Genomic DNA, 17,275 nt, shown 5'->3' on the forward strand with positions numbered 1-17,275 from the left:
GTGAAAGCGGCCTTTAGCGCGCGCGACGCTTGGGCAGGCGCGCCGCGATAAGCGAAAGCGCCGCGAACGAAGCGACGAGCAGGATCAGCGACAGCGCCGAAGCCGGTAGGTAATAGCCGCGCTCGACTTGGCCGACGACGACGATCGGCACCGTCGAAAAGCCCGGCGGATAGACGGTGAGCGTGGCCCCCAACTCGCCGAGCGATAGCGCAAAGCCCAAGGCGAGACTGGCTCGCATCGCGGGCACGAGCTGCGGCAGCACGACGCGTCTGAGCACCATGGCAGGCGGCGCGCCGAGGCTCGCGGCCGCTTCGCGCAACACCGTCAACTCGGGACGCAGGGCGGCGGCCGCGCACCGATAGCTGAACGGCAGCACGAGCGCGAGTTGCACGAGCACGACGATCGCCGGCGAACTGGAAAGATCGAGCGGCGCCTTGTGATAGGCGATCAGTACGCCGAGACCGAGTACGACGCTCGGCACGCCGTTGGGCATCATCGTCACCGCATCGACGATCGCGCCGAGTCCGCGCCGCGTGCGTCCTTCGAGCGCGAGCGCAAGCCATAGGCCAAGGACGGTGCCGAGCACCGCGACGGAAAAGCCCACCTCGAGGCTCGCGACGACGGCATCGAAATCGTCCGAGCCGAGCCGCTCGAACCAGCGCGTGCTGAACCCGGTCGGAAAGATCGTGCCCGACCAGTGCGCGGCGATGCTCGATAGCGCGACGACTACCACAGGCAGCACGAACAGCCAGATGCAGAGCAAGGCGGCTAACGCCGTCGCGGCGATAGCGGCCACCCGCGCAAACATCCGTCGCGGTGCGCGCTGTTGGCCGGCGAAATCGCCTTGCGCGGGGTGTTCCATCCGAGCCGCCATTATTTCGCTCCCATGGCTTGCCGGCGATCGACGACGCGATAGAGCGCATACAGCGAGAGCGACATCGCCAACATGACGACGGCTCCGGCAGCCGCCGTCGGCAAGTCGAGATCGACCGTGGCCGAGCTGTAGATCGCCACGGGCAGCGTGACGAGATGCGCGCTCCCGAGGACAAGCAAGATACCGAATTCGTTAAGCGTGAGCAGGAAGCACAGGATCGTGCCGGCCGCGATGCCGGGCCACGCCAGCGGCGCCACCACGCGCCACGCCACCATGAAGCCGTTCGCCCCGAGACTGCGCGCGGCCTCGAGCAGCCGCATATCGATCTGCGCGAACGAGGCAAGCGTCGGCCGCACGACGAACGGCGCGTAAAAGACGACTTCCGCGAGCACGATGCCGCCCGCGCCGAACAGGAAGTCGAGCGGCGGTGCGTTCAGGTGAAAGAGCCGCTGCAATGCGATGCTGACGGAGCCTTGCGAGCCGTACAAAAAGATCAGGGTGAACGCGACCAGGAACGACGGGAACGCGACGAACAACTCCAAAAAACGCGTGATGATCGCGGCGCCCGGAAACGGCCTGAAAAAGAGCAGCGCGGCAAGCGCCACGCCTAACGCGGATGCGATACCGGCGCTCGCGAAGACGATTCCGAGCGTCGTGCCGATGACGCCGCTCGCGTCGGGGTTCGAGAAAAAGGTCGTGTACGCATGCAAGCTGCGCTCGCCGTGGGGTCCGGTCAGGCTCAGCAATACGAGCCGCGCGAGCGGGTAAATGACGAGCGGCCCCAGCACGACGAGCGCGACGAAAACCAGATGCAAGTTCGCGCGCAGGTCGCGTCGCCGAGTATGCGCACGATGGGCTTTCTCGTGCGCGAGTTGCGCCGCCTTTTGCGATTCCGTCATCGCCACCGGCGCCGCGACCGCGTCAAGGTCGAACGAGGACGACATGATCCACCTCATAGTCCAGCGAAACGCGAGCGCCTTTCTCGGGCGTCAAGCCGTGTCCGCGCGCGGCTGCGACGAGCACGGGCGTCTCCGGCATCGCGTCGAGCAGCACCGACACCGACAGCGCCGGACCGTACCAATCGACGGAAACGATCGTTCCATGCAGATGGCCCTCGCCGAGCGGGACGAGGCGCAGGCTTTCGGGACGTAGACACGCGAGGCGATCGCGTTCGCCGTACCGCGCATCTCCGATCGGGAACGCAACGCGCGGCGGCAGCAGATTCGCGGCGCCCAAGTAACGCGCGACGAACGCGTCGGCGGGCGCATCGTAGAGCGCTTGCGGCGTGCCGATCTGCGCAATGCGCCCGTCGCGCATCAAGAGCGTGCGGTCCGACAGCACGAGCGCATCGTCCTGATCGTGCGTGACGCAGACGATGGTGAGATTCGGCAGCCGTTCGTGCAGCGCCTTCAGCTCCGAGCGCACCGACGCGCGCAAGTTGGCATCGAGCGCCGAGAGCGGCTCGTCGAGCAAGAGCACGTCGGGCTCGATCACGAGCGCGCGCGCGAGCGCCACGCGTTGCTGCATGCCGCCCGAGAGCTGGGCGGGCATGACGTGTCCCGCGTCGGCGAGTTGCACGAGTTTGAGCGCATCGGCGACGCGCCGCGAGATGTCGACCGCGCTCGTGCGTCGAGCACGCAAGCCGAAGGCCACGTTCTCGAAGACGCTCAAGTGCGGAAACAAGGCGTAATTCTGAAACAACAGGCCGAGATTGCGCCGATGCGCGTGCTCGTAGGTGAGTTCGCGGCCGGCCACGAACAGGCGGCCGGCCACGAAATCGGCCTTGACGAATCCGGCGATGAACCTGAGCAGCGTGGTCTTGCCGCAGCCGCTGCGCCCAAGCACGGTCAAGAACTCGCCGCGTCCGATCGACAGCGACAGATCGTCGAGCACGGTACGCGAGCCGAAGCGCACGGTGAGCCGCTCGATCTCGATTCCCCCCGCCTTCGCCGCAAGCGTGTCGCCCTGCGCGCCCGAGAAGCGCGGATCCGCGCTTCGATAAGCCAGTCCCGCGCCGTTCACCGGATTCATCTCCACTTGGCTTCGCTTATTGCGGTTTCACGACTTCGATCTGCTTACCCGTATTGCCGATGACGTCGCTCTTCCAACGCGCCGTCCAGTCGGCCTTCTTGGCCATGACTTGGCTCCAGTCGACAGGAATCAGCTTCACGCCCGAAATCGCTTGCTTGACGGCCTCGCCGTTCTTGCCGCTCAGCTTCACGTCGGTGCGGCCCGGGATGCCGAAAATGTCGGGCACCTTCGATTGCACCTGCGTCGACATCAAATAGTCGATCAGCTTCTTGCCTTCGGCCTCGTTCGGACCGTTCTTGATCAGACCGATCGCATAGGGCAACTGGAACGTGGTCGGCTGCGCGCCGGCCTTCGCCGACAGGAAGATCGGCTTGAGCGACAGGCCGCCGTTAGCTGCGTCGTCGAGATCCATCTGCAAGTCGCCGTTGGCCACCGCGATTTCGTTGCGCGAGAGGAGCACGTCGAGATAGCCCGTGCCCTTCGTGTGGAACTTGGCGCTTTGTTCGAGCTTCTTCAAATAGTCGAACGCCTTGTCTTCACCCATGAGCGACGTCGTCAGGATGATGACGGCCATGCCGTCGCCGGCCGTCGCCGGATTCGAGTAGGCCACCTTGCCGCTGTAGTCGGCATGCAGCAGATCGTCGAAGGTCTTCGGCTGGCTCTTGACCGTGTCCGGATTGATCGCGAACGAGAAGTAGTTGTTGACGAACGTCGCCCAGGCACCGTTGCCGGCTTTGGCGATCGTCGGCACGTTCTTGTAGTTCACGCTCTGATACGGCTGCAACAGGCCACCTTGATCCGCCTGCTGAATGAACGGCGGCAGCGTCACGATGACGTCGGCCTTGGGCGAATCCTTTTCCACCGTCGCGCGGTTCACGACCTCGCCGCTGCCCGCCGTGACGATGTTCACCTTCACACCCTCCTTCTTCTCGAAGGCGGGCAGCACGTCCTTGTACAGATTCTCCAGGCCGTCAGCCGTGTACAGCACGACGGCATTGGCGGCGTGAGCCGGCAGGGCAAGCCCCTCGAACAAGGCGGCGGCGGCCACGGCCGCGAGCAGGCGTGCGAGGCCGGCCTTCGTGCGCGGGGATTGGCTCTGTTTCATGTCGATCTCCAAAGGTGTGAAGCCAAATGTTCGGGCGATGCCATGGGCCCGCCCGTGTAATGGTGAAAGCCGGGGCCGCTCGGCGCTGGCCGCGCGGCCGATTTCACGACGCAACATCCGAATTGCAGATTGCCGACAATCCGTCGAGCGGGGCGCGTCTCGCGCCGCCGGGCCCATCGATCGGCGACGCAAGATTCACAGGTTTTAGTGACAGTGCGATGACGGAACGCCACAAATCCACGTTTTGACACAATTTGCCAATAAAGTGCAAACTAGCCGCACGTCGAGCGCTCGTCCGCTCGTGCCCGTTCGCCCTTTTTTGGAGACTGTCCGATGTCCGCCCCCTCCCCGATCCTGCTTACGCCCGGTCCCCTCACGACCGCACCGGCCACCCGCGAGGCGATGCTGCGCGACTGGGGCTCGTGGGACGGCGAATTCAATCGGATGACGGGCAGCGTCTGTGCCGATTTGCTCGCGCTCGTGCAAGGCGAGGCTGAATACGTCTGCGTGCCGATGCAAGGCAGCGGGACGTTTGCCGTCGAAGCGGCGTTGGGTACGCTCGTGCCGCGCAACGGTTGCGTACTCGTCGCGCACAACGGGGCCTATTGCGCGCGCATCGTCCGCATCCTCGAACGCATGGGGATCGCTCACGTCACGTTGCCGCTCGGCGAGGACGAGGCCGCCCGCGCCGATGCGATCGAAGCCGCGTTCGCCCGCGAGCCGCGCATCACGCACGTGGCGCAAGTTCATCTGGAAACGAGCGCGGGTTTGCTGAACCCGCTGGAGGAGATCGCCGCCGTCTGCGCGAGGCACGGCAAGCGACTCATCGTCGATGCGATGAGTTCTTTCGGCGCAGTGCCGATCGACCTGCGTGCATCGGGGATCGATGCGCTCGTCTCGGCAAGCGGCAAGTGTCTGGAAGGCGTACCGGGGATGGGCTTCGTGATCGTGCGGCGCGCACTGCTCGCGCAATGCGCGGGGCGCTCGCCGTCACTAGCGCTCGACCTGCACGATCAATGGCTCTACATGGAGAAAACGACGCAATGGCGCTTCACCCCGCCCACGCATGTCGTCGCGGCGCTGCGCTGCGCGCTCGACGCATTCGTTGCGCAAGGCGGTCAAAGGGCCCGCGCGGCGCGTTATGCGCGCAATCGCGCGACGCTGATCGAGGGGATGCAAGCGCTCGGCTTCAAGCCGTTTTTGCCGGCGGCCGTGCAATCGGACATCATCGTCACGTTTCATGCGCCGCGCGACCCGGCCTGGCGATTCGCCGATTTGTATGCCGCCGTGCGCGAGGCCGGCTACGTTCTTTATCCGGGCAAGCTCACCGAGCTCGACACGTTCCGCGTGGGCTGTATCGGCGCCATCGACGAGCAAGCCATGCGCGGCGCGGTCGCCGCGATCGGCCAAGCGATCGACCGGCTCGGCATCCGTGTGCGTTAGTGCGGGCGGCGCGCGCCCGCACGCGTTCAGGCCGTGACGATTTTCGGGCCGCGCGCAGCAATGGCTTTGGCGAGCGGCCGTGCCGGCGCGCGCTCGGTCACGACATAGCCGGCGAGCTCGATGCCGTCCACCCGAACCGGCGTCACGCGCCCGAACTTCGAATGATCGGCGACGACGATCGCCGTGCTCGCCGCGCGCAGCATACGGGCGCGCACTTCCGCCGCCATCCGGGTGTAGTCGGTGAGCGCGCCTTCGGCCGAAATGCCGCCCGCGCCCACGAACGCGAAATCCGCATGGTATTGGCTCAGCTGCTGCACCGTATCGAGGCCGAAGACGGCGTCTTCGATATCGGACAGCTCGCCGCCGAGCAACGTGATGCGGTTCTCGTTGCGACGGCCGAGCAGCAGCGCGATGCGCCAGTCGTTGGTATAGACGGACAAGCGCCGGCGCCCCATCAACGCACGCGCAACGGCTTGAGTCGTGCTGCCCGAATCGAGGATGACCGACGCGCCGTCGGGCACGAACTGCGCGGCGCGCTCGCCGATCGCTCGCTTCGCGCCGGCGTTCTCGGCCTCGCGCACGTCGAGATCGGGCTCGCGCCGGTCGGTGCTGAGCGCGCCGCCGTGCGTCGTAACGACGAGGCCGCGCTGCGCGAGGACGAGCAGATCGCGGCGGATCGTTTCGCGGGAGACGCCGAGCTCGCGGACGAGTTCGGCGACGGTCAGCGCGCCGTCCTTGGTCAGGCGCGACAAGATGTGTTGGTGACGTTGTTCTGCGAGCATCGCGCCGAAGACGCCGACGAGCGGCGGGGTTAGGACTTGAAGGGCGTAAGACGCGCGTATTGTAGTACGCGCGAGCGCCGATCGACGCCGACGCACGGACGGCCGAGCCCGTTCTCGTTCAAACCAACAGCGGCGCGGTGCGCTCCGCGACGAACTCCATGAACGCGTGCACCTTGCGCGACTTGCGCCGGTTGAGCGCGTAGACGAAATGAATGCCCGCCGCCTGCAAGCTGCTCGCGATCGGATGGTGCGGCAGCAATTGGATCAACTGCCCTTCGGCGAGCGCATCGCGTACGAGCCAATTGGGCAATTGCGCGATGCCGGCACCGGCTAACGCGGCCGACAGCAACACCTCGACGTCGTTGGCCGCCAAATCGCCTTGAGGCAGGAAATCGAACGTCTCGCCGCGCTCGGGCTGCCCGAACGACCAAACGACGCGCTCTCCCGAACGCCGGTAGCGCAAGCAATTATGACCGGCTAGATCGTCCGGCGCGGCCGGATGCTCGCGGCCTTCGAGATAAGACGGATGGCAACACAGGACGCGCCGATAGCGGCCGAGCGCTCGGCTAACGAGGCTCGAATCGCCGAGCGCGCCGATACGGATCGCGACGTCGGTGTCTGTTTCGACGAGGTCGACATAGTCGTCGGTCAAGGACAGCTCGAGCGTCATCTTCGGATAAGCCTTCAAAAAGGCCGGCACGAGCGGCGCGAGCAAGCGCTTGCCGAATACGCGCGGCGCGCTGACCTTCAATTTCCCGCGCGGCTCCACGCCATGCGCGGCGATGTTCTCGTGCATGGCATCGAGATCGGCGAGCAGCGCGTCCACTTGCTCCTTGTAGGCGCGCCCCGTCTCGGTCAGCGAAAGGCGGCGCGTACTGCGCGTAAGCAGTTTGACGCCGAGATGCGTCTCGAGCGCATCGACGTGGCGCGACACGCTCGAGGTGGCGACGCCCATAAGTTCGCCGGTATCGGTGAAACTGCGCGTCGAGGCTACGCGCTGAAACACGCGCATTGCAAAAAGCAAGTCCATGCTGGGCCCTAGGGTCGTTTCGGAATGCGCCCGAGGCCGGCGGGCGCCGGCCCGAGCCTGCCGCTCATCGTTCGAACTGCTGCACCGCCGGCACCGCCTTCGTGGCTTCGAACTCGACGACCTGATACTGGGCCACGCCCTCGCGATAAAAGGGATCGTCGGCGAGGATCGCATCGAGCGCTTCGCGCGCCATGCGGGCCGCGACGATGACCCCGCCGATGCGCGGCACTTGGGGCCCCGAGGCGATGAAGTGTCCGGCCTCGTAATGGCGATCGAGATAGGCACGATGCTCGGCGATGTGCCGATCGATCACTGCGAGCGGTTGCAGGTAATGCAGCATGACGACGAACATGACGATTCCTTGATGCTAAAAGGTGGGACTCATCAGCGAGTCAAACGGTCAGAACGATCTTTCCGAGTAGGCCGTGCTCGAGTAGAGCCTGCGCGTGAGCCGCTTGCGCGAGCGGCAGCACGTGCGCAACGTGCGGATTCACGCGGCCGAGCTCGGCCAGCGCGAGCACGGCATCGAGGTCGCGCCGCCCGCTGCCGCGACACCCAAGCACCTCCAGCCGCTTCGTGAAGACCGCTTTCAAATCGAGCGTCGCTTCGCTGCCCGTCGTGACCCCGCCGAGTACGAGGCGTCCGTCCATCGCGAGCGCCGCGACCGCATGCTCGAAGGTCGCCGCCCCCACGTGCTCGAATGCGAGGTCGGCGCCTCGTCCGCCGGTGGCTTCACGCACGGCATCCGGCATGTCCGGCCCCGGCTCCACGACCGCATGGGCGCCGCGCTCGATCAGCGCCGCGTGCAACGCGCGCTTGCGGCTGACGGCAATCACACGGGCGCCCGCTTCGTGAGCCAACTCCACGGCGGCATGCCCGAGCCCGCCGTTCGCGCCGAAGACGAGCACCGACTCTCCCGCTTGCAACCGGCCGCGACGGAGCATCGCCGCAGCCGTTGCATAGGTCAAGCCGAAACTCGCTGCGCGCACCCAATCCATCGAGGCCGGTAACGGGATGGCGTTACGCGCCGGGAGCCGAACGTACTCGGCATACCCGCCGTCGATCGTCGAACCGAGCGTGCCGAATTGCGCGCATAGATTATCGTCGCCGCGCAAACAGTGGGCGCAATGCCCGCAAGAGAGGATCGGCGCCGCGAACACGCGCTCGCCGATGCGCTCTGACGGCACCTGCTCGCCCACGGCGACGATTTCGCCGGCCAGGTCGGTGCCGGCAATCCGCGGCAATGGAATGCGGAAGACTTCGCCTTCGCGCAATAGAAGATCGAGGCGATTGACGCCGACCGCGCGCACACGAACCAGTACGTCCTGCGGGCCGGGGGCCGGTGTCGGCACGTCGCCGAGATAGAGGGATTGCGGGGGACCGTAACGGTCGATGCGGACTGCGAACAAGTGGCCTCCTACGCAAGTGGGCTCATGAAGATGAGCGCCACTTTAGGAGGAGGCGGGCCCCGCATAAATCGGCGGCGCCGGGCAACAGCTTTGCGCCCGGCGCAAAAGTCTCGGGACGAGACGTGCGACTTGCGCGACTTATCTACGCCTCGATTCGCTTGCGCGTAACGCCGAGCAATTCCGCCATTGCGGCGCGCGCCGCTTCGGGCCGGCGCGTGCGGATTGCATCGAACACGGCCGTATGCTGATTCAGTGCCGCGTTGAAAACGTCGGCGCGCTTGGCGTTGAGCCGGAGTTGCGCTTCGAGCGTCCGTTCGATCAGCGGGCCGAGCGGCATCAAAAGCTCATTGCTGCAAGCGGCCAAGATGCCGAGGTGAAAGTGCAAATCGGCCCGCACCCATTCGTCGACGTTGCGCGCCGCGACCATCGAGGCATGCGCGCGTTCGAGGCTCTCGATCGTTTCCGCCGTATAGGCGCGCGCCGCCAATTCCGCCGCGTAGGGCTCGACCATTTCGCGCACCTCCTGTAGCTTTAGCGCGAACGCGAGCGGGGGGGCCACGTGCGAATACCATTCGAGCAAATCGGCATCGAGCAGATTCCAGGCGCTGCGGCGCCGCACGCGGGTGCCCACCTTCGGCCGCGACTCCACGAGCCCTTTCGAGGTCAACGTGCGAAGCGCCTCGCGCAGCACCGTCCGGCTCACGCCGAACGATTCCATCAGTTCCGCCTCGCGCGGCAGTAAGGCCCCGGGCGCGTAATCGCCACGCAAGATGGCCGTCGCCAGCATGTAGGCGACACGCCCATGCAGATCCCGTTGAATCATTGTTCTCCCTGTCGTTTTCACCGCTGCCGGACACTTGCCTCATCGGCTCTGTGCCGATTATCGCGGGCCGAGGGCAAAGCGCAAACCGTTCAAGCTCCGCGCCGTCGCATTTTCGCTATTGCCCGAATAAATACTATTAATAGTACTTCAAGTCGTTTTGATGTACGATCGCGGATACGGATACTTGCACGTGCCGTCGTTGCCGCGCGGCAGTCATTGACGATAAGGAGGAGGTTGTCCCCATGAAGATCACGAAGCTCGAGACGTTCGTCGTCCCGCCCCGGTGGCTGTTTCTCAAGATCGAGACGGACGAAGGGATCGTCGGGTGGGGCGAGCCTGTCGTGGAGGGCCGCGCCCATACGGTCGAAGCGGCCGTGCACGAACTGTCGGACTACCTCGTCGGCAAGGATCCCCGTCATATCGAAGATCATTGGCAGGTCATGTACCGCGCAGGCTTTTATCGCGGCGGCCCGATCATGATGAGCGCGATCGCCGGCATCGACCAAGCGCTCTGGGACATCCTCGGCAAGCATCACGGCGTGCCCGTGCACGCCCTGCTCGGCGGCGCGGTGCGCGATCGTATCAAGGTCTATTCGTGGATCGGCGGCGACCGCCCGCACGATGTGGCCAATAACGCGCGCGCCGTCGTCGAGCGCGGCTTCAAGGCGCTGAAGATGAACGGCTCCGAGGAAGTGCAGATCGTCGACACGTACGACAAGGTCGAGCAAGTCATCGCCAACGTGGCGGCCGTGCGCGAAGCGGTCGGACCGCACGTGGGCATCGGCGTCGATTTCCACGGCCGCATTCATAAGCCGATGGCCAAGGTGCTCGCGAAGGAACTCGATCCCTATAAGCTGCTGTTTATCGAGGAGCCGGTGCTCTCGGAGAACGTCGAGGCACTGCGCGACATCGTGAATCAAACGAATACGCCGATCGCGCTCGGCGAGCGGCTCTATTCGCGCTGGGACTTCAAGTCGATCCTTGCCGGCGGCTACGTCGACATCATTCAGCCCGACGCCTCGCATGCGGGCGGCATCACCGAGTGCCGCAAGATCGCGTCGATGGCCGAAGCCTACGACGTCGGTCTCGCGCTGCACTGCCCGCTCGGGCCGATCGCGCTCGCGGCCTGTCTGCAACTCGACGCCGTCAGCTACAACGCGTTCATCCAGGAACAGAGCCTCGGGATTCACTACAACCAAGGCAACGATCTGCTCGACTACCTGCACAACCCCGAGGTCTTCAAGTACGAGGACGGCTTCGTCGCCATCCCGCAAGGCCCTGGTCTCGGCATCGAGGTCGATGAAGCGAAGGTGCGCGAGATGGCGAAGGTGGGCCATCGTTGGCGCAATCCGGTTTGGCGGCATGCGGACGGCAGCGTCGCCGAGTGGTGAGGCTCGATGGGCGCATCGCGCCCATCTTTCGGTCACGCGCTAGGCGACTACCTTGCGCGATGCGCCGTAACAGTCGTGTTCACATCCGTAACGTTCCGGGCGAAAAGCGGGCTTTTCGCGCCGCGACCGATCGCGGCGCACCGCCCGGGCACATCTCCGAAACCCTTCTCCGATAAGCCTGCCGCCGCCGCCTCGCATGCTCGGCCGCACCCTATGGCTCGCTCCTTGCTTTTCGCTTGCGCAAAACGAAAACGCCAAGGAGACGGAGATGGGGCAATTCATACCGGACTACTTGATCCGCGAGCAAGCGGCGGTCGGCGCGCTCGTGCTATTTAGCGCACTACGTGTGCTCGCCGGGTTCGCCGCATGCAGCCGAGGCTGGCCGATCGCACTCGTCGAACGATGCGCGATCGGGGTCGCTGGGCTCTACTGCGCGCCGCAGCTCGTCGACGTGCTAGTGCATCCCTACGTCATGCACGGGTCCTCGGCCGAGTTGGAAGGCAAGGTCATCGGCTCGACGATCGCACTGTTCTTTTCGCCCATTCTCAGTCACAGGCTCGGCTATGAATGACCATCGCGCAATCTCGGGCGTCTGCTTGCTCGCACCGCGCCCCACGTCCCCGAGCGCTCGCGCCCGGACCGGCCAAGGGCGCCGGCGGCAAGCCCTCTCGCGCCGCACCGCTCGCTTGGCTACGACCGCCGGCGCAAGGCGCATCGGCTCGCGGGCATGCTCGCGCGTCTCGTCGTCTCGCTACTGAAACAGTGCGGACCGCCCCTCGGCGTTACGACGGTCCCGGGGCGAGCGTTCAAAACGACGACATGTCCGCGGGCGGCATCTGCGCAAGGACCGCCGCCGCGATGAAAATGCCGATCATCACGAACGCCTCCAAGTGCAGGACGTTCTTGAACGTATGCGCATCCTCGGTCGAGGCGCTGCGACGCAGGCGCGGCAAGGCGGACGTCCGGTTCAAGGCCCCGAGCAAGACGGCCAGCAAGACGAGCGCGCCCTTTAACGTAAGCACATGGCCCCAACCGCTGCCCGAAAGCGGCTCAAGTGCGCCGCCCAGTCCGCGCAGCGCATTGAACAGGCCGGTTGCGAGCACCACCGCGAGCGCCATGCCCGCCATATAGGAGATGCGGCCGGCGACGCGAATGAAGACGCCGCGCGTCGTCGAGGAATCGAGCGCAGGCAGTACCGTCAGCCCGCCCGCGAGGGCAATCCCGCCCCAGAGCCCCGTCGCCATCAAGTGCAACGCCTGCACGGCAACCGCGAGCGACCACGGACCCGCGTCGGCCGCGTGTCCCATGGCGGCCTTACCGAGGGCCACGACCAGTGCCGCGAGCACGAACAGGGCACCGCCCGCTTTGCCGCCGCGTCCCGTCAGCGCCGCGACGCAGGCGAGCACGGCACCGCCGAACGCAATGCACCAGGCATGGCCGACTTGAGTTTGCCCGACCACCGTGGGCACCTTTGAAAGCGCGGACAGCAAGGGAAGGCCGCTCATCTCGGCGGACTGATACAGCAGCCACAGCACATCCGCCAACGGTAGGGCGAAGCAGGCCGCGACGAGCGAGGCGCGAGCGCGTTCTCGCGCGCCGCGGGCCGGCTGGCCCTCGAGCGCCAGCCAACGGTCGAGCAGCGCCGAGCCGATCGCGAATGCATAGGCGATGTCCATGAGCGCCGCGAGCGCCACCTGTCCGATCGACAATCCCGTTGCATTCATCGGCCGAGCCCCCCTCGCCGCGAGGAAAGAAGAAGCGGCATGCCGCACGCACGGCCGGATAGCGCGAAAAGAAACGTCATCGGATCGGAACGAAATCGAAAGGAAATTGAAAACGATGCTGCCGAACGAGAATTGGCGTGAAGCACGGCGTAAAGCACGCCGTAAGGCAGCAGGCGACGCGCCGCAGGCGAGAGTGTACGTGCGAAGGCCGCCGCGCGCGATGCCCGCCGCGAAAGCGCCCCGGCCATGCGCGGCACGGCGCGTGCGCAGTGAGTGACCCACGCCCCGCCGGCGCCGCGCTTACGCTGCGGTGCCACGCACGCGGCTTCGATTGCATGCGAGCGAGCCGAATTTTTCCCCGTTCCTCGCGCCGTTGTGCAAAAAGGAGACAGCGATGCCCGATCCGGGCGCTCGAGCGAAACGCGCGCCGCGACTGCTTTACGCGCGGCAAATTGTCACGCCGTCGCCCACGGACGGATTCCCGGCGGTTGCGGTAAATAGCCTCAGCCCCCCATCGATGATAGAATGCTGCGTCGCAGCGCCTGGCTCGGCCCGCGCGGCCCAGCCGGCAGCCCGCCTGCCGCGACCGCTGCAACATCGCGCATCGAACAGTCAATACCAAGCCCCAAAGCCATACCGAGCCGATCGCAGCCCGGTAGGTCCCCGATAACGATGGAGTTACGCGTGTCTTCCAGACGCATTTTTCGCCCGCTACTCGCCCTTCTCTTGATTGGCAGTGCCGGTGTCTACAGCGCGGCGCAAGCGCAGAGTCAGCCCCAGGCCCCCGACACGATGGAGCAGCGCGTGCAAGGTTGCACGGCCTGCCACGGTTCGCACGGCCAAGGTACCGACAACGACTACTTCCCGCGTCTCGCGGGCAAGCCGGCGCAGTACTTGTACAACCAGCTCGAGAACTTCCGTGAGGGCCGGCGCAAGTACCCGCCGATGAACTACCTCGTCACGTACCTCTCGGACGACTACCTGCGCCAGATCGCCACCTACTTCTCCGAGCAACGTCCGCCATACCCGACGCCGGCCAAGCCGACCGTCTCGAACGACGTGCTCGCACGCGGCAAGCAGATCGTCCTGAACGGCGACTCGGCCCACAACATTCCCGCTTGCGCGGCCTGCCACGGCAAGGGACTCACGGGTATGGAACCCGCGATTCCGGGTCTCGTCGGCCTGCATAGCGATTACATCAGCGCGCAGCTCGGCGCATGGCGCTCGGGTACGCGCCACGCGATCGCGCCCGATTGCATGCACGAAGTCGCTTCGCGCCTGACCGACGCCGACGTAACCGCCGTCGCGGCCTGGCTGTCGACGCAACCCGCCCCGTCCAATCCGGTTCCGGCTCCGGCCCGCTCGATGAAGACTCCGCTTGCCTGCGGTAGCGAACCACAGTAAGCGCGAGGAGAGACACAGTTATGAAACGCAAGTCCCTGTTCGCTCTGTCGGCGCTGGTCGTTGCCGCCGCCGCGCTCGTGCCCGTCCTCTGGTCGGGCAGCGACAATCTGCACAACGGCTCGGCCGAAGCGGCAACGCCGGCCGATCAAGCCGCGCTGATCAAGCGCGGCGAATACCTCGCCCGCGCCGGCGACTGTATCGCGTGCCACACGGTGCGCGGCGGTCAGCAATTCGCGGGCGGTCTGCCGATGGCGACGCCGTTCGGCACGCTGTACACGCCGAACATCACGCCCGACGACCAAAACGGCATCGGCAAGTGGTCTTCGGACGACTTCTACCGCGCGCTGCATACGGGCCGCTCGAAGGACGGCAGCCTGCTCTATCCGGCGTTCCCGTTCGCCAGCTACACGAAGGTCACGCGTGCCGATTCGGACGCGATCTACGCGTACCTGCGCTCGGTACCGCCGGTTGCCGTACCGAGCCGTCCGCACGAGCTGCGCTTCCCGTTCAACAACCGCAATCTGCTGATCGGCTGGCGTACGCTGTTCTTCCGTGAAGGCACGTACAAGGACGATCCGACGAAATCGGTCGAGTGGAACCGCGGTGCGTATCTCGTCGAAGGCCTCGGCCACTGCACGATGTGCCACACGTCGATCAACCTGATGGGCGGCCCGGTGAATTCGTCGGCGTTTGCAGGCGGCTTGATTCCGCTGCAAAACTGGTACGCCCCGTCGCTCACCTCGAACAAGGAAGCGGGTCTCGGCGATTGGGATACGAAAGACATCGGCGATCTGCTCAAGAACGGCGTGTCGCAGCGCGGCGCGGTGTTCGGTCCGATGGCCGAAGTCGTGCACAACAGCTTGCAGTACATGTCGGACGACGACGTTCGTGCGATGGCGACGTATCTGAAGACGATCCCGCAGAAGCACGAAGCGCCGGAGACGATGCAGTACGAAACGTCGGAGAAGTTCGGCGACGAGTTGCTGCAAACGGGTAAGAAGATCTACGCCGACGCCTGCGCGAAGTGCCACGCGGAGAACGGCTTGGGCAAGCCGCCGGCCTACCCGCCGCTCGCGAACAATCAGTCGATTCAGATGCCGTCGGCCGTCAACCCGATCCGCATGGTACTGAACGGCGGTTATCCCCCGAGCACGGTCGGCAACCCGCATCCGTACGGCATGCCGCCGTTCGCGCAATCGCTGTCGAACGAGGAAGTCGCGGCGGTCGTCACGTACATTCGGATGTCGTGGGGCAACCACGGTACGCCGGTGTCGCCGCAGCAAGTGAGCGATCTGCGCTCCGCGCCGCTCGACTAATTGCATAACCCTTCAGGGGGCGCGGCCACGCGGGCAACCGCGGCCGCGCCCTTTCTCATTTCCGGCGTCGGCCGACCTGCCGCGCCAGGACCCAAGCGGCCCACGGGCGCCACGAGCGCTCGAACTCGCACGCGCGCACGTCCAGCTTGCGCGCAAGACGAGCGGCGGCCGCCTCACCGCATTGCAAAGAAACGTTATGTCATTCGATTCCCTGGGCTTGTCCGAAGCGTTGGTGCGAGCCGTTCACGAGCTCGGCTATACGTCGCCGACGCCGATTCAGCAACAAGCCATCCCTGCCGTACTGTGCGGCGGGGATTTGCTCGCCGGCGCTCAAACGGGCACCGGTAAGACGGCCGGCTTCACGCTGCCGATCTTGCAGCGCTTGAGCACCGCGCCGGCGCCCGCGGGCGCCAGCGGCAAGCGCATGGTGCGCGCGCTCGTGCTTACGCCGACGCGCGAACTCGCCGCGCAAGTCGAAGAAAGCGTGCGCGCTTACGGCAAATATTTGAAGCTCAAATCGACCGTGCTCTTCGGCGGCGTGGGCATCAACCCGCAAATCGATGCACTGAAGCGCGGCGTGGACATCGTCGTCGCGACGCCGGGCCGCTTGCTCGACCACATGCAGCAAAAGACGATCGACGTCTCGGGCCTCGAAATTCTCGTGCTCGACGAAGCCGACCGCATGCTCGACATGGGTTTCATCCACGACATCAAACGCGTGCTCGCGCGCTTGCCCGCAAAGCGGCAAAACCTGCTGTTCTCGGCCACGTTCTCCGACGAAATCAAAGCGTTGGCCGACGGCTTGCTCGACACGCCGGCGCTCATCGAAGTCGCACGCCGCAACACGACGACCGAACTCGTCGCGCAAAAGATCCATCCGGTCGATCGCGACCGCAAGCGCGAGTTGCTCACGCATCTGATCCGTCAGCACAACTGGTTCCAAGTGCTCGTCTTCACGCGGACGAAGCACGGCGCCAACCGCCTGGCGGAGCAACTGACGAAGGATGGCATCAGCGCGCTCGCGATTCACGGCAACAAGAGCCAATCGGCGCGCACGCGGGCCCTGGCCGAATTCAAGGACGGAACGCTGCAAGTACTCGTCGCGACCGACATCGCGGCGCGCGGCATCGATATCGATCAACTGCCTCACGTCGTCAACTTCGATCTGCCCAACGTACCGGAAGACTACGTGCACCGAATCGGCCGCACGGGACGCGCGGGCGCGACGGGCGAGGCGGTGTCGCTTGTCTGCGTCGATGAAAAGCAGCTGCTCAAGGACATCGAAAAGCTGATTAAGCGGACGATCGAGCAGGAAGTGATCGCGGGCTTCGAACCGGATCCGAACGCCAAGCCCGAGCCGATCCAACAGCGTCGAGGGCAAGGCAACGCGGGCCGTCAGCCGCGGGCGACCGAGCAGTCGAAGCACAACGCCCGCACTCAGACGGGCCAACCGGCATCGCGGCCCACCGCGGCTCGCCGCGACGGACAGCCATCGAACGGGCAGCCCGGTCGCGCCGCCAAGCCGGCAGCGCAACCGGTGAAGACGTCGCAGCCCCAAGGCAAACCGCAAGGACAAGCTCAGGGCCGGGGTCAGGGCAAACCGCAGGGCCAAGCCAAGCCGCAAGGCCAGGCCAAACCGCAAGGCCAAGCCAAACCGCAGGGCCAAGGCCGTCCGCAATCGCAGGGCAAGCCGCAAGGTCGCCCCCAGCAGCCGCAGGGGCAAGGGCAACAACCCACTCGCGCAAGCGGGCAAGAGCGCGGCGAAGCACCGCGCCGCAATGCGGGCGAGGCACCGGCCGGGCAGGCGGATCGTCACCGCCGGCAAAACGACCCGGGTGCGCTGTTGGGCGGCAAGCCCCGCAGCGGCGGACCGAACCGCGGTGCACAGCGCGGCTGATCGCCGGCACCGAGCCGGAGGTTCAACGCGAAGTGCAACGGCAAGC

At 65.7% G+C, this 17,275-nt stretch carries 16 protein-coding genes; 6 read left to right on the forward strand and 10 right to left on the reverse strand.

All coding sequences use genetic code 11. The annotated features are described in order from the left end of the window. Positions 1 to 13 precede the first annotated feature (13 nt). From phnV to phnS, 4 genes are all read right to left on the reverse strand, one after another. A complete protein-coding gene (gene phnV / locus AB1286_RS08845) occupies positions 14 to 808 on the reverse strand; it encodes a 2-aminoethylphosphonate ABC transport system, membrane component PhnV (RefSeq protein ID WP_430365019.1) in 795 nt (264 codons plus the stop codon). Positions 809 to 873: 65 nt separating this feature from the next. Continuing rightward, positions 874 to 1,818, reverse strand: a complete 945-nt coding sequence (gene phnU, locus AB1286_RS08850; RefSeq protein WP_430362919.1) for a 2-aminoethylphosphonate ABC transporter permease subunit — start codon at positions 1,816 to 1,818, stop codon at positions 874 to 876. Continuing rightward, positions 1,796 to 2,905: an ATP-binding cassette domain-containing protein gene (locus AB1286_RS08855; protein ID WP_430365020.1), complete on the reverse strand. Its 1,110-nt coding sequence runs from the start codon at positions 2,903 to 2,905 to the stop codon at positions 1,796 to 1,798. The genes phnU and AB1286_RS08855 overlap by 23 nt, the downstream gene beginning before the upstream one ends. A gap of 16 nt (positions 2,906 to 2,921) precedes the next feature. Continuing rightward, positions 2,922 to 4,010 (reverse strand): 2-aminoethylphosphonate ABC transporter substrate-binding protein, encoded by a 1,089-nt coding sequence (gene phnS, locus AB1286_RS08860; RefSeq protein ID WP_430362920.1) that lies wholly within the window; start codon positions 4,008 to 4,010, stop codon positions 2,922 to 2,924. A gap of 333 nt (positions 4,011 to 4,343) precedes the next feature. Here phnS and AB1286_RS08865 point away from each other — a divergent pair, with 333 nt between their 5' ends. Next, positions 4,344 to 5,453, forward strand: coding sequence for a 2-aminoethylphosphonate--pyruvate transaminase (locus tag AB1286_RS08865; protein ID WP_430362921.1), 1,110 nt, complete (start codon positions 4,344 to 4,346; stop codon positions 5,451 to 5,453). Positions 5,454 to 5,479: 26 nt separating this feature from the next. Here the strand turns inward: AB1286_RS08865 and AB1286_RS08870 are convergent, their stop codons facing one another. From AB1286_RS08870 to AB1286_RS08890, 5 genes are all read right to left on the reverse strand, one after another. After that, positions 5,480 to 6,235: a DeoR/GlpR family DNA-binding transcription regulator gene (locus AB1286_RS08870; protein WP_430362922.1), complete on the reverse strand. Its 756-nt coding sequence runs from the start codon at positions 6,233 to 6,235 to the stop codon at positions 5,480 to 5,482. A gap of 118 nt (positions 6,236 to 6,353) precedes the next feature. Next, positions 6,354 to 7,265, reverse strand: a complete 912-nt coding sequence (locus AB1286_RS08875; protein WP_430362923.1) for a LysR family transcriptional regulator — start codon at positions 7,263 to 7,265, stop codon at positions 6,354 to 6,356. A 64-nt stretch (positions 7,266 to 7,329) separates the two neighbouring features. Then, positions 7,330 to 7,617, reverse strand: coding sequence for a YciI family protein (locus tag AB1286_RS08880; RefSeq protein WP_430362924.1), 288 nt, complete (start codon positions 7,615 to 7,617; stop codon positions 7,330 to 7,332). 40 nt (positions 7,618 to 7,657) lie between these two features. After that, the gene (locus AB1286_RS08885; RefSeq protein ID WP_430362925.1) at positions 7,658 to 8,674 is read right to left on the reverse strand and encodes an alcohol dehydrogenase catalytic domain-containing protein; all 1,017 of its coding nucleotides are present in this window, start codon (positions 8,672 to 8,674) and stop codon (positions 7,658 to 7,660) included. 142 nt (positions 8,675 to 8,816) lie between these two features. Further along, entirely contained in the window at positions 8,817 to 9,497 is a 681-nt protein-coding gene (locus AB1286_RS08890; RefSeq protein WP_430362926.1) for a FadR/GntR family transcriptional regulator, read from the reverse strand. Positions 9,498 to 9,739: 242 nt separating this feature from the next. Between AB1286_RS08890 and dgoD the strand changes: the two genes are divergently transcribed. Next, complete coding sequence (gene dgoD, locus AB1286_RS08895) at positions 9,740 to 10,888, forward strand: galactonate dehydratase (RefSeq protein WP_430362927.1); 1,149 nt, start codon at positions 9,740 to 9,742, stop codon at positions 10,886 to 10,888. A 268-nt stretch (positions 10,889 to 11,156) separates the two neighbouring features. Beyond that, entirely contained in the window at positions 11,157 to 11,459 is a 303-nt protein-coding gene (locus AB1286_RS08900) for a hypothetical protein (protein WP_430362928.1), read from the forward strand. Positions 11,460 to 11,694: 235 nt separating this feature from the next. Here AB1286_RS08900 and AB1286_RS08905 read toward each other — a convergent pair whose 3' ends face one another. Continuing rightward, a complete protein-coding gene (locus AB1286_RS08905; protein ID WP_430362929.1) occupies positions 11,695 to 12,612 on the reverse strand; it encodes a copper resistance D family protein in 918 nt (305 codons plus the stop codon). A 672-nt stretch (positions 12,613 to 13,284) separates the two neighbouring features. Here AB1286_RS08905 and AB1286_RS08910 point away from each other — a divergent pair. The 3 genes from AB1286_RS08910 to AB1286_RS08920 all read left to right on the forward strand — a co-directional run bounded on the left by AB1286_RS08910 (position 13,285) and on the right by AB1286_RS08920 (position 17,229). Further along, positions 13,285 to 14,016 (forward strand): c-type cytochrome, encoded by a 732-nt coding sequence (locus AB1286_RS08910; RefSeq protein WP_430362930.1) that lies wholly within the window; start codon positions 13,285 to 13,287, stop codon positions 14,014 to 14,016. Positions 14,017 to 14,036: 20 nt separating this feature from the next. Next, complete coding sequence (locus tag AB1286_RS08915) at positions 14,037 to 15,332, forward strand: c-type cytochrome (protein ID WP_430362931.1); 1,296 nt, start codon at positions 14,037 to 14,039, stop codon at positions 15,330 to 15,332. Between the two features lie 196 nt (positions 15,333 to 15,528). Next, complete coding sequence (locus tag AB1286_RS08920) at positions 15,529 to 17,229, forward strand: DEAD/DEAH box helicase (RefSeq protein WP_430362932.1); 1,701 nt, start codon at positions 15,529 to 15,531, stop codon at positions 17,227 to 17,229. The last annotated feature ends 46 nt before the right edge of the window (positions 17,230 to 17,275 follow it).

This window comes from Trinickia sp. NRRL B-1857 (genome assembly GCF_050470685.1).
Classification (GTDB): Bacteria; Pseudomonadota; Gammaproteobacteria; order Burkholderiales; family Burkholderiaceae; genus Trinickia.

Coding starts and splice junctions, on each gene's coding strand:
- AB1286_RS08910 (WP_430362930.1), top strand. CDS start 13,285: ATGGAGTTACGCGTGTCTTCCAGACGCATTTTTCGCCCGCTACTCGCC.
- AB1286_RS08865 (WP_430362921.1), top strand. CDS start 4,344: ATGTCCGCCCCCTCCCCGATCCTGCTTACGCCCGGTCCCCTCACGACC.
- AB1286_RS08875 (WP_430362923.1), bottom strand. CDS start 7,265: ATGGACTTGCTTTTTGCAATGCGCGTGTTTCAGCGCGTAGCCTCGACG.
- AB1286_RS08870 (WP_430362922.1), bottom strand. CDS start 6,235: ATGCTCGCAGAACAACGTCACCAACACATCTTGTCGCGCCTGACCAAG.
- AB1286_RS08900 (WP_430362928.1), top strand. CDS start 11,157: ATGGGGCAATTCATACCGGACTACTTGATCCGCGAGCAAGCGGCGGTC.
- AB1286_RS08890 (WP_430362926.1), bottom strand. CDS start 9,497: ATGATTCAACGGGATCTGCATGGGCGTGTCGCCTACATGCTGGCGACG.
- AB1286_RS08915 (WP_430362931.1), top strand. CDS start 14,037: ATGAAACGCAAGTCCCTGTTCGCTCTGTCGGCGCTGGTCGTTGCCGCC.
- AB1286_RS08855 (WP_430365020.1), bottom strand. CDS start 2,905: ATGAATCCGGTGAACGGCGCGGGACTGGCTTATCGAAGCGCGGATCCG.
- phnS (WP_430362920.1), bottom strand. CDS start 4,010: ATGAAACAGAGCCAATCCCCGCGCACGAAGGCCGGCCTCGCACGCCTG.
- phnV (WP_430365019.1), bottom strand. CDS start 808: ATGTTTGCGCGGGTGGCCGCTATCGCCGCGACGGCGTTAGCCGCCTTG.
- dgoD (WP_430362927.1), top strand. CDS start 9,740: ATGAAGATCACGAAGCTCGAGACGTTCGTCGTCCCGCCCCGGTGGCTG.
- AB1286_RS08880 (WP_430362924.1), bottom strand. CDS start 7,617: ATGTTCGTCGTCATGCTGCATTACCTGCAACCGCTCGCAGTGATCGAT.
- AB1286_RS08920 (WP_430362932.1), top strand. CDS start 15,529: ATGTCATTCGATTCCCTGGGCTTGTCCGAAGCGTTGGTGCGAGCCGTT.
- AB1286_RS08905 (WP_430362929.1), bottom strand. CDS start 12,612: ATGAATGCAACGGGATTGTCGATCGGACAGGTGGCGCTCGCGGCGCTC.
- phnU (WP_430362919.1), bottom strand. CDS start 1,818: ATGTCGTCCTCGTTCGACCTTGACGCGGTCGCGGCGCCGGTGGCGATG.